This is a genomic window from Pararobbsia alpina, from assembly GCF_965118125.1.
Classification (GTDB): domain Bacteria; phylum Pseudomonadota; class Gammaproteobacteria; order Burkholderiales; family Burkholderiaceae; genus Pararobbsia; species Pararobbsia alpina_A.
The window spans coordinates 3,433,011-3,447,233 of record NZ_OZ221287.1; the positions used below are offsets into that span (position 1 = coordinate 3,433,011).

Annotated in this window: 10 protein-coding genes and 2 tRNA genes; 8 read left to right on the top strand and 4 right to left on the bottom strand. The window is 62.7% G+C overall.

Annotation, left to right across the window (positions count from 1 at the left end; all coding sequences use genetic code 11):
• Positions 1–44: 44 nt before the first annotated feature.
• From moaA to ACMFWR_RS14900, 4 genes are all read left to right on the top strand, one after another.
• Positions 45–1,181 carry a GTP 3',8-cyclase MoaA gene (moaA, locus tag ACMFWR_RS14885; protein ID WP_413192383.1) on the top strand — a complete coding sequence of 379 codons (1,137 nt, stop codon included), beginning with the start codon at positions 45–47 and terminating at the stop codon, positions 1,179–1,181.
• The gene (gene mobA, locus ACMFWR_RS14890; protein ID WP_413192384.1) at positions 1,178–1,861 is read left to right on the top strand and encodes a molybdenum cofactor guanylyltransferase; all 684 of its coding nucleotides are present in this window, start codon (positions 1,178–1,180) and stop codon (positions 1,859–1,861) included. The genes moaA and mobA overlap by 4 nt, the downstream gene beginning before the upstream one ends.
• Before the next feature lie 90 nt (positions 1,862–1,951).
• Positions 1,952–2,269 (top strand): hypothetical protein, encoded by a 318-nt coding sequence (locus tag ACMFWR_RS14895; RefSeq protein ID WP_413192385.1) that lies wholly within the window; start codon positions 1,952–1,954, stop codon positions 2,267–2,269.
• Entirely contained in the window at positions 2,269–2,751 is a 483-nt protein-coding gene (locus tag ACMFWR_RS14900) for an N-acetyltransferase family protein (RefSeq protein WP_413192386.1), read from the top strand. The genes ACMFWR_RS14895 and ACMFWR_RS14900 overlap by 1 nt, the downstream gene beginning before the upstream one ends.
• A gap of 64 nt (positions 2,752–2,815) precedes the next feature.
• Here ACMFWR_RS14900 and ACMFWR_RS14905 read toward each other — a convergent pair whose 3' ends face one another.
• The 4 genes from ACMFWR_RS14905 to pncB form a co-directional block, all read right to left on the bottom strand.
• Positions 2,816–4,156 (bottom strand): DNA recombination protein RmuC, encoded by a 1,341-nt coding sequence (locus ACMFWR_RS14905; RefSeq protein ID WP_413192387.1) that lies wholly within the window; start codon positions 4,154–4,156, stop codon positions 2,816–2,818.
• Positions 4,153–5,148 carry a 2-hydroxyacid dehydrogenase gene (locus ACMFWR_RS14910; RefSeq protein ID WP_413192388.1) on the bottom strand — a complete coding sequence of 332 codons (996 nt, stop codon included), beginning with the start codon at positions 5,146–5,148 and terminating at the stop codon, positions 4,153–4,155. Before ACMFWR_RS14910 ends, ACMFWR_RS14905 begins: the two co-directional genes overlap by 4 nt.
• A gap of 66 nt (positions 5,149–5,214) precedes the next feature.
• Positions 5,215–6,624: a sodium:proton antiporter gene (locus tag ACMFWR_RS14915; protein WP_413194918.1), complete on the bottom strand. Its 1,410-nt coding sequence runs from the start codon at positions 6,622–6,624 to the stop codon at positions 5,215–5,217.
• A 318-nt stretch (positions 6,625–6,942) separates the two neighbouring features.
• The gene (gene pncB / locus ACMFWR_RS14920; RefSeq protein WP_413192389.1) at positions 6,943–8,130 is read right to left on the bottom strand and encodes a nicotinate phosphoribosyltransferase; all 1,188 of its coding nucleotides are present in this window, start codon (positions 8,128–8,130) and stop codon (positions 6,943–6,945) included.
• A gap of 240 nt (positions 8,131–8,370) precedes the next feature.
• Between pncB and fdxA the strand changes: the two genes are divergently transcribed.
• The 4 genes from fdxA to ACMFWR_RS14940 all read left to right on the top strand — a co-directional run bounded on the left by fdxA (position 8,371) and on the right by ACMFWR_RS14940 (position 13,995).
• Positions 8,371–8,694, top strand: coding sequence for a ferredoxin FdxA (fdxA, locus tag ACMFWR_RS14925; RefSeq protein WP_413192390.1), 324 nt, complete (start codon positions 8,371–8,373; stop codon positions 8,692–8,694).
• A 177-nt stretch (positions 8,695–8,871) separates the two neighbouring features.
• A tRNA-Asn gene (locus tag ACMFWR_RS14930) sits at positions 8,872–8,947 on the top strand.
• 183 nt (positions 8,948–9,130) lie between these two features.
• Positions 9,131–9,206 (top strand) — tRNA-Asn (locus ACMFWR_RS14935).
• A 475-nt stretch (positions 9,207–9,681) separates the two neighbouring features.
• The gene (locus ACMFWR_RS14940; protein ID WP_413192391.1) at positions 9,682–13,995 is read left to right on the top strand and encodes an autotransporter-associated beta strand repeat-containing protein; all 4,314 of its coding nucleotides are present in this window, start codon (positions 9,682–9,684) and stop codon (positions 13,993–13,995) included.
• Positions 13,996–14,223: the final 228 nt, after the last annotated feature.

Genomic DNA, 14,223 nt, shown 5'->3' on the forward strand with positions numbered 1-14,223 from the left:
CAGGCCGTTCGGCTAGAATCGTTATATCCGAATCAAATTCTGCTATGTCCCGCAAAATCATTCCGGTTGCCGATTGGCGCACGATGCTGCGCGATCGCGCGACGCCCGATCTGTCCGGCGCACCCGTTCCCGCGAACGGCTCGCTGACGGACGCGCGTGCCCGGCCTTTGCGCGACTTGCGAATTTCGGTGACGGATCGCTGCAACTTCCGCTGCGTCTATTGCATGCCGAAGGAGATTTTCGGCAAAGACCATCCGTTTCTGCCGCACTCGCATTTGCTGACGTTCGAGGAGATCGAACGACTCGCCCGCGTTTTCGTCGCGCATGGCGTCGAGAAAATCCGCCTGACGGGTGGCGAGCCGCTGCTGCGTAAAAACATTGAATACCTGATCGAACGGCTGGCGACGCTGCGCACGCCGCACGGCAAGCCACTCGATCTCACGTTGACGACCAACGGTTCGCTGCTCACCCGGAAGGCGCGCTCGCTTCGCGATGCCGGACTGACCCGCCTGACCGTGAGCCTCGATGCGCTCGACGACACCTTGTTCCGCAGCATCAACGACGTCGACTTTCCTGTCACGGACGTGCTCGCCGGCGTCGACGCAGCCCGCGAGGCGGGATTCGAGTCGATCAAGGTCAATATGGTCGTCAAACGCGGCACGAACGATCACGAAATCGTGCCGATGGCGCGTCACTTCCGCGGATCGGGTGTCGTGCTGCGCTTTATCGAATATATGGATGTCGGCTCGTCCAACGGCTGGCGCATGGACGACGTGGTGCCCTCCGCCGAAGTCGTCTCGCGCATCGCGGCGTTGTACCCGGTCGAACCTGTCGCGCCCGGGTATCGCGGCGAGACGGCGGAGCGCTGGCGCTATCTCGACGGCCAGGGGGAAGTCGGCTTGATCTCGAGTGTCACGCACGCGTTCTGCGGCGACTGCACGCGCGCACGTCTGTCGACGGAGGGCAAAATGTATCTGTGCCTGTTTGCGTCGCAGGGCTACGATTTGCGCGCGCTCGTGCGTAACCCGGATCTCGACGATGCTGCGCTGTCGAGCGCGGTCGCGCAGATCTGGCACGCGCGCGACGACCACTACTCCGAATCACGCGCGGCCCACAATGAAGCCGGGCAGATCAGGCAGGACGACGCACGACGCGTCGAGATGTCGTATATCGGCGGATGACGGACAACCTGCGCCCGATCATCACGCGCGAACGCATCACCGGCCTGATTCTCGCGGGCGGTCAAGGCGCTCGCATGGGTGGCATCGACAAAGGCCTCGAATGCCTGCAAGGCAAACCGCTCGTTGAACATGCGATTGAGCGCTTGCGATCGCAGACCGGCGCACTCGCCATCAGCGCAAACCGGAATATCGATCGGTACGCGAGCTACGGCTTCCCCGTATTCACGGATGCGCCGCAGAACAACGCGTCTGTCAGCGAGCACTTACCCGCAGACGAAAAGGCAGAGCCGAACGGGACATCGCATCGCTACGCCGGTCCGTTGGCCGGTATCGCGCAAGGCCTCGCCCGAATCACGACCGACTGGATGCTCGTGGTCCCGTGCGATGCGCCGCTCTTCCCTGCCGACCTCGCGAGCCGCCTGGCCGAAGCCCTGATGATCAGCACCGCCGACCTCGCGCTCGCCGCGACGGTGGAGCCCGACGGCTCGCGCCAGCGCCACCCGGTCTTCGCGCTGATTCCCCGGCGGTTGGCTGCCTCAGCCGCTGCCGAGCTGGCGTCGGGCGGGGGAAAACTCGACGCGTGGTACCGCCGCCACAACGCGGTTGAAGTAAGTTTTCGCGATTCGCGGGCGTTCTACAATGCGAACACCCTGCACGACCTGCGTGAATTAGAACGATAATCGCGCGGCGTCGTACGTCGATATCGATGGGCTCGCCCGACCGGCGCGGCTCTCCGGCACGTCCGGCACGCCCATCCTTCCATCCAGTCAATGAAAAAGCAGATTTCCTACATCACACCGGGGCAGACGGCGAAGGCGCTTATCCTGATCTACCTGACGTTCTCCGTGCCGATCGTGGTCCTCGGCGCGCTCGTCGCCGCGATTCAGTCCGGCGTGGCGAGCGGCGGTCTGTCGAGCTCGTCGCTGGCGAACATCGTGCTCGCGTTTTTCAGCGCATTGATCCTCAATGCGCTGCTCGGCTTTGCCCTGCTCTGGATTGCGTGCAATGCCTACAACTGGGTCGCAAGCCGGTTTGGCGGTATTGAAATCGCACTGAGCGACGCTCCCGAAGACGAGGATGACGACTGATGCAGTCCGTCACCATCCGGACCGCACGTGCCGAAGACGCAGGTGCGATCCACGGCCTCATCGCTGAACTCGCTGAATTCGAAAAGCTCACGCATCTGCTGATCGCGACCGAGCAGAGCCTGCGTGACGCACTTGCCGATGCTCAGCCGCGCGTCGAGTGTCTGGTGGCCGAACGCGATTCGGAAGTGGTCGCGTACGCCCTGTTCTTCCACAACTATTCGACCTTCCTCGGCCGCCGGGGCCTCTACCTCGAAGACCTGTACGTGAGTCCGAAGGCTCGACGCGGCGGCATCGCAACGATGATGCTTCGCCGTCTCGCAACGATCGCCGTCGAGCGGCAGTGCGGGCGCTTCGAATGGACAGTGCTCGACTGGAACGAACCGGCCATCCAGTTCTATCAAAGCCTGGGCGCGAGCGTGCTCCCGGAGTGGCGAGTCGTGCGCATGGCGGGCGACGCCCTCGAGTCCTTCGCGAAAGCATAGGCCAGGCTTGCGTCGGGGCGCATAACAGGCCGGGAAAGGTCTGGCGAAGCGCCAATACACCGATTCACGCGCCCGACTGAGCGTCCGGATCCTGCGTGATCTCCTCGTCGCCCGCCTCTCCGAGCAACCCTGCCGCGGCATCGCCCGGCAGTGCCTCAACATCCCGCAGTTTCTTCGACATCGAGCGCGTGCGCACTTCCGCCGCCTCGATCGTGCGCGTCACCGTCTGTAGTTGAGCCTTCGTCTTCGCAAGCACGTCGCCGAACTTGCCGAATTCGGTCTTCACCGCGCCCAGCACCTGCCATACCTCGCTTGACCGCTTCTCGATCGCGAGCGTTCGAAAGCCCATTTGCAGGCTATTGAGCAACGCGGTCAGCGTCGTCGGACCGGCGACCGTGATCCGGTGCTCGCGCTGCAGTGCATCGGTCAGCCCCGGGCGACGCAGGACCTCTGCGTAAAGCCCCTCCGTGGGCAGGTACAGCAGACCGAAATCGGTCGTATGCGGCGGCGACACATATTTGGTGGCGATCGTACGCGCCTCATGCCTGACGCGAACGTCGAGCGCGCGTGCCGCTTCCTCGACCGCAACCGGATCCGCACGCTCCTGAGCCAGTATCAGCCGCTCGTAGTCTTCGCGAGGAAACTTTGCGTCGACCGGCAGCCAGACCGGAACGTCGCCATCGCTCGCCTGTCCCTGACGTCCGGGCAGACGGATCGCGAATTCGACGCGTTCGTTGCTACCGGGAATCGTCGCGATGTTCTTCGCATACTGATCGGGCGTGAGTAACTGCTCGAGTAACGCTTCGAGTTGAACCTCGCCCCATGTCCCCCGCGTCTTCACGTTGGTCAGCACGCGCTTGAGGTCGCCGACACCCGCCGCGAGCGATTGCATTTCGCCCAGACCACGATGCACCTGCTCGAGACGGTCCGATACGAGCTTGAACGACTCACCCAGCCGCTGCTCAAGCGTCGCGTGAAGCTTCTCGTCGACCGTGCGGCGCATTTCCTCCAGCTTCGCGGCGTTATTCGCTTCGATGTCCTTGAGCTTCTGCTCGATCGTGCCTCGCATCTCCGCGAGCCGACGCTCATTGCTGTCTGACAGGTGTGCGAGCTGCTGATTGAGCGTGTCGCCAAAGCGCTTGAGCGAGACGCTTTGCTCGTCGCGACCGGCGCGCCCGCTCTGCGCGATGTCGGAGCGGATTTCACGCTCGAGCCTTTCAATCGCGCGTTGCTGCAATTGAGCCGCGTCGGACCAACGGTCGCCGAGATCGTCGAGCGCGGCGTCGTCGATCTGCGCACCGCGTCGGCCGAACACGATCATTAACGCCACGGCCGCAACCGCCAACGCTGCGATAAGGGCAACCGCTAGCACCAGCACCACGGTCCCCGATCCTCCCTGCGTCATGCACTCACCCAGCGTGCCATCACATCGGGGTTGATCGGGCTCGGCGGCTGACCGGCCTGCGGCCCTTCGCCAAGCGCGGCGATCAGGTTATCGGCTGCAAGGTTGGCCATGGCGCGGCGCGTGCCTTCCGTCGCGCTGCCGATGTGCGGGGTCAGCACGACGGAAGGCAGCTCCAGAAAACCCGGATTCAGCTTCGGCTCGCCCTCGAACACATCGAGACCCGCCGCGGCGATGCGTCGTTCGCGCAGTGCGACGACCAGCGCCGCGTCGTCGATAATCCCGCCGCGCGCGATATTCGTCAGCGTCGCGGTCGGCTTCATCAACGCGAGCTCGGCCGCGCCGATCGTATGGTGGCTCTGTGCCGTATAAGGCAGTACCAGGACGATGTGGTCGGCGGTCTTAAGCAACGCCGTCTTGTCGAGATATTCGGCATTGAGCTCGCGCTCGATCTCGGGCGCCACGCGCGAGCGATTGTGATAGACGACGCGCATGCCAAACCCTTTCGCGCGCCGCGCGACGGCCTGCCCGATCCGTCCCATGCCGATCACGCCAAGCGTCGAGCCATGGATGTCGACGCCGGTCAGCATGTCGTACGCCCAGCGATCCCAGGCACCCGTGCGAAGCCACCGCTCGCTTTCGCTCATGCGGCGCGCGGCGGCCATCATCAGCGCCCAACCCATATCCGCCGTCGTCTCGTTGAGCACGTCCGGTGTGTTGGTGCCGAGCACGCCGGCGCGATTGAACGCGTCGATATCGAAGTTGTTGTAGCCGACCGCCATATTCGACACGACGCGCAAACGCGGTGCGGCCGCGAGAATCGACGCGTCAATGCGTTCACCCGCGACAAACGCGCCGTCCTTGTCCGCAAGCTTCGCACCGAGTTCGGCGCTCGTAAAAATGTGGTCGGCCTGATTCGACTCGACGTCGAAATAGCGTCCGAGACGGTCGATGACATCGGGGAACACGGCTCTCGCCACCAGAATCTTCTTCACAGCGCTCTCTTCTGAAGGGACGTCGCGGCGCACATCGTCATGGCGGTTCGCCGTCACACCGTCCGGTTATCGAAAAAACACCACGCTCATCAGCACAAAAACAGGCAACAGGATAGCGCCAGACCACATCATGTAGCCAAAGAACCCCGGCATCCGCACACCTCGCGACTGCGCGATCGACTTGATCATGAAATTCGGGGCATTGCCGATATACGTGTTGGCACCCATGAACACGGCACCGGCCGAGATGGCCGCCAGCGTCCGGGCCCCCTCGGTCATCAAGTGTTGCGCATCACCGCCCGCGATATTGAAGAACACGAGATACGTCGGCGCATTGTCGAGAAACGATGACAGCAGCCCCGTGACCCAGAAAAACATGATGTTGACCGGTTCGCCCTGCGCATCGTTGACCAGGTGAATCACCGAAGCGAGACCGCCCTGCTCACCGGCGCGCAAGATCGCGATGACCGGCGAAATCGTCAGGAAGATCGCGGCAAACAATTTCGCGACCTCTTCGATCGGTGCCCAGTCGAAGGCATTGTGTTCGCGAACACGCCGCGGCGTCATGGCAAGCGACAGCACCGTGATCACGATCAGCACGCCATCGCGCACGAGGTTCTGCAGTTCGACGCCGGTGCCAAGGATGTTGAAGACGATCCCGGGCCGCCAGATTCCGCTCATCAGCACCGCCCCGCTGATCAGTACGAGCAATGGGATATTGCGCTTTCCCTCAAGCCTGACGGCATGCGTGTCAGGCGTCGGATCGAGAAACGCTGTGCGTTCCTCTTCGCGTGAACGATAAAACCACGTGTCGAGCGCGTAGAAAATCGCCAGCAACACGATCGTCACTGCGAGCAGCGGCAACGCGAGATGCACCGCGGTCCAGCCGAAGGTCACGCCATTCAGGAATCCGAGGAACAGCGGCGGATCGCCCAGCGGCGTCAAGGCGCCGCCGGCGTTGGCGACGAGAAAGATAAAGAAGACCACGACGTGCACGCGATGGCGACGGTGATCGTTGGCGCGCAGCACGGGACGGATCATGAGCATCGCAGCGCCCGTCGTCCCCATGATACTTGCGAGGGCCGTACCGATCGCAAGCATCACCGTATTCAGTGCGGGTGTGCCGTGCAGATTCCCGCGTACGCCAATGCCCCCCGCGACGACGTAGAGGGCGGTCAGCAAAACGATAAACGGCACATACTCCGCAAACAACGCGTGCGAGACGGTTTCGATGCCCGTGTGCCATCCCGCGGTCGCGACCAACGGGACCAGAAAGGCCAGCGCCCAGAATGCCGAGATTTTTCCGTAGTGGTGATGCCAGAACCGCGATGCGCAAATCGGGAACAGCGCGATCGACAACAGCATGCCCGCGAACGGAAGGCCAGCCAGCAACGGCAACCTGGCACCATCGAGACCGTGCGCCACGGCGTCAACCATCGATGCCGCGTCACCTTCGGATGTCACTTGCGATGCCATATGCGATGCCGCATCGGCGTGCTGTCCGAACATCATGACAAGACAACCCAGCACGAAGAGGGCGACTTGCGCGCCCTCCACGCGTGGGACTCGTATCCGGTGTGCAAACGCGAATAAAGCGTTCAATCGATACCTCTGTGCGTCGACTTAGTGACCGCCAGAGTAACCACCGCCGACCGCGCGGACCAGTCATCCCAATGGCCGACGCGTATCCGAAAATTCCTCATTCGGTGCATCTCGGAGCTCAGCACGGGCCTTAGCCCAGGCCCTGGCACGGGTCGTATCGCGGACCGCATGTATCGGTCCAATCCCCCTCCACTACTCGCCGACACCCTGCTCGATTTCGAACACCTGGCGCAGATAGGCCAGATAGTTCTTGTCGTCGCACATATTCTTGCCCGGCGAATCGCTGAGCTTGGCGACGGGCTGGCCATTGCAGCGGACCATCTTGATGACGATCTGCAGCGGCGTATAACCCAGGTCGTTGGTCAGATTTGTCCCAACGCCGAATGCGAGCTTGGTGCGTCCGCGGAAGCGTTCGTAGAGCTGCAACACTTTCGGAATGTCGAGCGCATCCGAGAACACCATGACTTTGGTCAATGGATCGCAGCGATTGTCTTCCCAGTGCCGGATCAGGCGCTCGCCCCACTCGAACGGATCGCCGGAATCATGGCGTGCGCCGTCGAACAGCTTGCAGAAATACATATCGAAGTCGCGCAGAAACGCCTTCATGCCGTACACATCTGACAGCGCGATTCCGAGGTCGCCCCGATATTCCTTGGCCCACATCTCGAACCCGAAGATCTGCGAATCACGCAGCCGCGGGCCGAGGGCCTGACACGCCTGCAGATATTCGTGGGCCATCGTTCCGAGGGGTGTCAGGCCATGCTTGTAGGCGAAGAACACATTGCTCGTGCCCGCGAACTGACCGCGCAGCGAATCCTTGAGCATCAGCACGACTTCCTCGTGCCAGCGCTTCGAGAAGCGCCGGCGCGTGCCGTAGTCGGCGATCCGGCATTCGACATTGTCAGAGCTTGCCGACAGCAGGCGGATCTTTTCGGCGGCGCGGTCGCGCCCTTCAGCGTAGTCAGGGGCCGTCTGTGTATTGCGGAAATACACCTCGTTGACGATCGCGAGCACCGGGACTTCGAACAGGATCGTGTGCAACCAGGGACCACGAATATGGATGTCGATTTCGCCGTTGTTCTTCGGCGACGGCGTCACTTCGATATGCCGTTCGTTCAGATGAAAGAGCTCGAGAAAGTCGATGAAGTCCGACTTCATGAAGCGCCACGAGCGCAGGTAGTCGAGTTCGGGCTCGCTGAACCGAAGCGTGCACAGGCCACGAATCTCTTCGCGGATCTCTTCGATATACGGCACGAGGTTCACGTCGGGCGTGCGGCACCGGAACGCGTACTCGGCCTGAGCGGCCGGAAAGTGATGCAGGACCACCTGCATCATCGTGAACTTGTAAAGATCGGTATCGAGCAGCGAAGTAATGATCATGGGACGCAAGTCGGACCTGAACGGAAGCGCCGACCATAGTAACCGAAAGGACCCTCAGCGACGGGGCACCCGACGCCTGGGCCGCCGCCGCCCTCGCAGCACCCCCTCGGTTCAATAAACAAATCACGAAACTGTATAAAATCCGGGCACTCAGCGCGGGGACCGGGAGAGGCGTCTGGGCTACAATGTCGGTTTTCGCGAAATGCCGTTGACGGCGCCTACCGTTTTGCAGGAGTTTGCATGACTCACGTTGTGACCGAAAGCTGCATCAAATGCCGCTATACCGATTGCGTCGATGTATGCCCGGTGGATTGCTTCCGCGAAGGCCCGAACTTCCTGGCGATCGACCCGGACGAGTGCATCGACTGCGCTGTCTGCGTGGCCGAGTGCCCGGTCAATGCGATCTACGCCGAAGAGGATGTTCCGGGTGACCAGCAAGCGTTCATCACGCTCAATGCTGATCTGGCGAAGAACTGGCCGAGCATCACAAAGACGAAGCCCGCGCTGCCCGAAGCCGAAGAATTCAAGGATGTGAAGGACAAGCTGGACCTGCTCGTACGCTGATCGGTTCGCCTGCCTGGTCCGTATTCGCTCGATCGACTCGATCGCGAACGGCAAGGTGTGGCGCGTCAGCACGCATCGAAGATGCCAGGTCGATACGAGCCGGGAAAAACCAAAAAAAGGCGCACCAAGCGCTTGACAGCATAGTACCCACTCCATAGAATCTCGTTTCTCTGCTGTTCCCCGATAGCTCAGTTGGTAGAGCGCCGGACTGTTAATCCGTAGGTCCCTGGTTCGAGCCCAGGTCGGGGAGCCAAAAGCTTCAAAGCAAAAGGCCAGCACGAAAGTGTTGGCCTTTTGTGTTTTAGGGTGAGAGATGAGTCTTTGACTCAATCCGCCTTAATGCAGGAATCCGATGTTTTTGAATGTCGGTGATATCGAATCCGGAACCGTCTGGATTGGCATCACGAGCATTTAATCCACATCAACACATTGCTGTTCCCCGATAGCTCAGTTGGTAGAGCGCCGGACTGTTAATCCGTAGGTCCCTGGTTCGAGCCCAGGTCGGGGAGCCAAAAAATTCAAGGAAAAGGCCCGCATGAAAATGCGGGCCTTTTCCTTTTTGGCGCTGCTTTTTCACGTTCGAAACCACTGCATTTTCAAATGACCAAGTCTTAACGGCATGATTTTCAACGACTTGAGATAGCAATTTCACCGTCTTGAATGCGTGAAAAACCCCGTGCGAGAATCGCCGCGAGGCTGAATCCAACAGGACGATGGGACTAGACCGCCCTTCGTGGATCACCACCAGACAGCCTCCCTATAAAACGCGCAGCAGTCGAACATCACCATTCAATGCGCATCAGGAATACGCACGCCGTGGCACACGCGGACGGTGCGACACTCGGGGCGTATGCGGCTGTTCCGTCCGACGGATCGAGCACGCATGACCATCCGGCCAGGGCGAGAGCGCGGCAGGATGCTCCACCGTCCCCGCCAGATTCGAGTGCCGTTCGACGCCATCACCCAAGGCTGCGCGCGATCTGCGTGATGACGACGGCGCTCGGCGCGTATGCGCCGGTCAGCTGGGCCGCATGCACGACCGTGGGGTCGACGACCACCTGCCTGAACACCAACACGGCGACGGTAGGCGGCGGCAAAGGTGCGGCGAACGACAACGAGTCCATCTATATCGGCACCCCGTCGGGGTCGACGACCGGCTCGCTTGTCGACGCCGATCAGAATGCGATCACGGCACAGGACAACAACTACATCGAGATCGGCGCGAATTCGACCGTGTCGAACGTCGCGGTCAGCGCAGCCGGCAGCTTCAACAAGGGCGGCAACACGATCGAGTTCGGCTCGGGCAATCAGCTCGTTATCGATGCGGGCGCATCGGTACAGTCGAACGGTACGCAAGCGAGCGCCGAGGCGATCAACCCCCAGGGCACCAACAACACCATCACGAACAACGGATCGATCGTCGCGAAGAACGCTGCGGCGATCTGGTTCGACGGGGGCGGTCCGAACACGGTTGTCAACAACGGAACGTTGAGTGGCAAAACGACCGCGATCAGTATCAGCGGTGCGCTCACATTCACGAACACGGGCACGGTCACGGGCGCGATCAGTGCGAGCACGTCGAGCTCCATCGCCAACAACGGCGGCACGATCACGGGCGCAGTAACAGCGGGTGCATCGAGCACGGTCTCGAATAGCGGCACGGTCACCGGGACGGTCACGGCAGGTGCCTCCAGCACGGTCACGAATTCGGGCACCGTCACGGGGTCGGTCAGCGCAGGCGCCACCAGCGCGGTCACGAACAACGGCAAGATCACCGGCACGCTGACCGCCGGCAGCGGCAGCACGGTGACGCTGGGCGCAGGCTCGTCCACGGGCACGCTCAACCTGTCGGCGGGCTCCACCGCTCTTTCGCTCGATGCGACCGCCACCTTCGGTGCAGCATCGACGTTTGGCGGTACGACCAACCATCTGACACTCACCGGCGCGAGCGGCAGCACCGGGTCCTGGTCGAGTTCGTTGTCGACGTTCAGCCAGATTACGAAGACCGGCACGGGCCTCTGGAAACTGGTGCCGACGTCCGCCGCGGCCGCGGGTGCGACGATCGACGTGGCAGCCGGCACGCTGCAGCTTGGCGCGGCGAGCCTCGCGTCCACGGCGTCCATGACCGTCGAGACAGGGGCGGTGCTGATGGGTCCGGGCAGCGACATGTCGGCGATCGTCGTCGACAACGGGCTCGTGGACTTCAACGAGACTGCAGGCAGCACTTACGCAGGCGTGGTGTCGGGCACCGGCTCCATCATGAAGGACGGCACGGGCACGCTGACGCTGACAAAGGTCAACACGTTTACCGGTTCGACCACTGTGGCGAGCGGCCTGCTTGTCGCGAGCGTCGCCAATGCTCTCGGCACGACCACTTCGATCGATGTGCAGAACGGCGCTACGCTGCGTACCGACGCCGCGAATGCGATCGGCGCCGCCACTTCGATGCAGGTCGATGGCACGTTCAACCTGAACAACACGAACCAGGCTGTCGGCAGCCTGTACGGGCTCAGCACGGGCGCGATCACACTCGGCTCGGCGTCGCTGACGACCCAGTCGAACGTCGACAGCGAATTCGACGGCGTCGTCACCGGCACAGGCACGCTGACCAAGTCCGGCACGGGCACCCTCGTGCTCGCCGGCAACAATACGTACTCAGGGGTGACAACCATCAGCGCCGGTGCGCTGCAAATCGGCAATGGCGGCACGTCGGGGAGCCTCGCCGGCGATGTCGCCGACGCCGGAACATTGATCTTCGATCGCAGCGACGCCGCAACCTATGCGGGGACGATCACCGGCACCGGCACCCTCATCCAGGCCGGCACGGGCACCACGATCCTCACGGGCAGCGATGCGGTGACCGGCACGACGCAGATCACGGCGGGCACGCTGCAAGTCGGCAATGGCGGCACAACAGGCTCCATCTCCGGGGACGTCGTCGATAACGCGGCACTGACCTTCAATCGCAGCGACGCCACGACGTATGTGGGCACGATCTCGGGCGCGGGAACGGTCACGCAGTCGGGCACCGGCACGTTGTCGCTGACCGCGAACAACACCTATACGGGGCTCACCACCATTGCGGCCGGCACGCTCTCGCTCGGTACGGGTGGATCATCGGGATCGGTCGCTGGCGACATCCTGAACAACAGCGCACTCGTCTTCGACCGAAACGACGTCTGGACGTACGGCGGACACATTTCAGGCTCGGGCACCGTCACGCAAGCCGGCACCGGCACCACCATCCTGACCGCGGACAACACGAACTCGGGCGTCACGACAATCAGCGCAGGGACGTTGCAACTCGGCGCGGGCGGTGCATCGGGCGATGTGGGCGGCGATATCGTCAACAACGCGACGCTGGTCTTCAATCGCAGCGACGCCCATGTCGAGGCGAATACGATCTCCGGCTCGGGCAGCGTGGTCCAGGCCGGCTCGGGCACGATCGCGCTGACGGCCGACAACACGTACACGGGCACGACGACGGTCATGGCGGGCAGCACGCTTGCGCTCGGCAACGGCGGCACGACCGGGTCGATCACCAGCAACGTCGCCGACAGCGGCACCTTCGTGGTCGATCGCAGCGACACGTTCGCTTTCGCCCCGACAATTTCGGGTACCGGCACCGTAGTTCAGGCAGGCCCGGGCACGACCGTGTTCGCGACGCCGCAGGCGTACACCGGTGCAACCACGGTCAGCGCGGGGATGCTCGAGGTCGACAGCACACTCGCGTCAGGCACGATCGTGGTGGCGTCCGGTGCGACGCTGGCCGGGCGTGGAAGCCTCGCGGGCGACGTTATCAACAATGGCATCGTTGCACCGGGCGATCCGGCCGTGCTGCCCTCGCTCGCGACGACTCCCGCATCGACCAGCGCGCTGACGATCGCCGGGAACTACACGGGTAACAACGGGCAGATTGCGATTCGGAGCGTGCTCAACGCCGCGGGCGACGGCAACCAGACGACCGATCGGTTGCTCGTCGCAGGAACGCTCCTCGGCACGTCGCAACTGGTCGTCACGCCGCTCGCAGGTAGCGTCGGTGCACAGACTGGCAATCACGCAACCGACGGCATCTCGGTCGTGCAGGCAGGTCCCGCTTCAGCAAGCACAGCACTCACGCTCGCGGGCGGCTACGTCGCCGGAGGACCGTATCAATACCGGCTGTTTGCGTTCGGCGCCGGTAGAGCCGCGCCCGGAAGCATGGATCCGCAACTCGTCGCCGCCGGACTCGCCAGCTACGCCGACTACCGGCTGCAGACCGTCACGGTGCTATCGGGTTCAGATCCGTCAGCGCCGGCTGGCGTCCCCGTGGGGGTCGGCCCGAACGGCGAAGCCCCGGGCAGCCCCGTTGTCGTGCCCCAGGTTCCCGTTTATCAGGCACTGCCAACCGGCGCCATCGCCTATGGTCTCGCACTGGCTGATGAGTACCACAAGCGCGTCGGCGACCTCGCACCCGCCGGTGAAGACGGCATCGACGTAATCTCGCCCGAGATCTTCACAAGAGCGAAGGACTGGCGCGCGAATATCGGCAGCGGCGTGCAAGCCTCCTACGACCAGCATCTCTGGTTCGCCGAAACGGGCGCGGGGGTCGTGATCCCGAACCTGCTCGAAGCCGGCGATCGCCTGCATGTCGATGTCGTGCTCAGTCAGGGCGGTTCGACGTCGCAGGTTGTCGTCAATCAGGCGAGCACGCATTTCGACGCCACATCGCTAGGCCTCGCCTCGACCTATCGGGCGCCCAATGGGGCCTATGTCGACAGCGTCGTCGAAGGCATCTTCTACGACAACGTGACATTCGACACGCAGCAGCGCGGGCGCGTCGGTGAAACGGTCGGCCGGTCCGTGGTCGCATCGCTTCAGGCCGGCATGCCATTGCATGCCGAGGCCGCGACGACGTTCGAACCCCGTGCGTCTCTGACGTTCCAGCACGTCGGCTTCAATTCGATGGTCGACATCGATCAGGTTCAAAGCGATCCGGGCAGCAGCAACAGCCTCGTTGCCGATGTCGGGGTGCGCATGCAGCATCAATGGGATGTCAGCGTCGCAGGCAAGTCGATGGCGATCGCGCCGTTCGTGTCGATCGACTACGCGAATGAGCTGCTGGGCGGGAATCGTATCGTCGCAGGCGGGGTCGATTTCGCTTCGGCGGCCGCAGGTCATTTCATGCGCGTCGGGGGCGGCGTGTCGCTTCGGGTCGGCGCATCGGTCAACGCCTATCTCGGCTTCGAGCACGACATGAGCGTGGCGCACAGCAGCCCGACGGGCAATGAGTACGTCGCGACATTCAGCATGAAGTTCTGAGATCCGGTGTACCCGGCACCCCCGAGCTCTACACCGTGCGTGCACACCCATCGGCCATCATCGGCCACACGCATCGGGTCAAACCAATTGGCCGCAAATTCGCCGCACCCAGCGTCCACACTCAGCATTCACGCTCATCGATGACATTCGAGCGCCTCGGGTATGCCATTTGCTGTGTGACTCGCGATAGCCGCACTATCCTCGCACCCCCTTTCACATAAAGGAGTC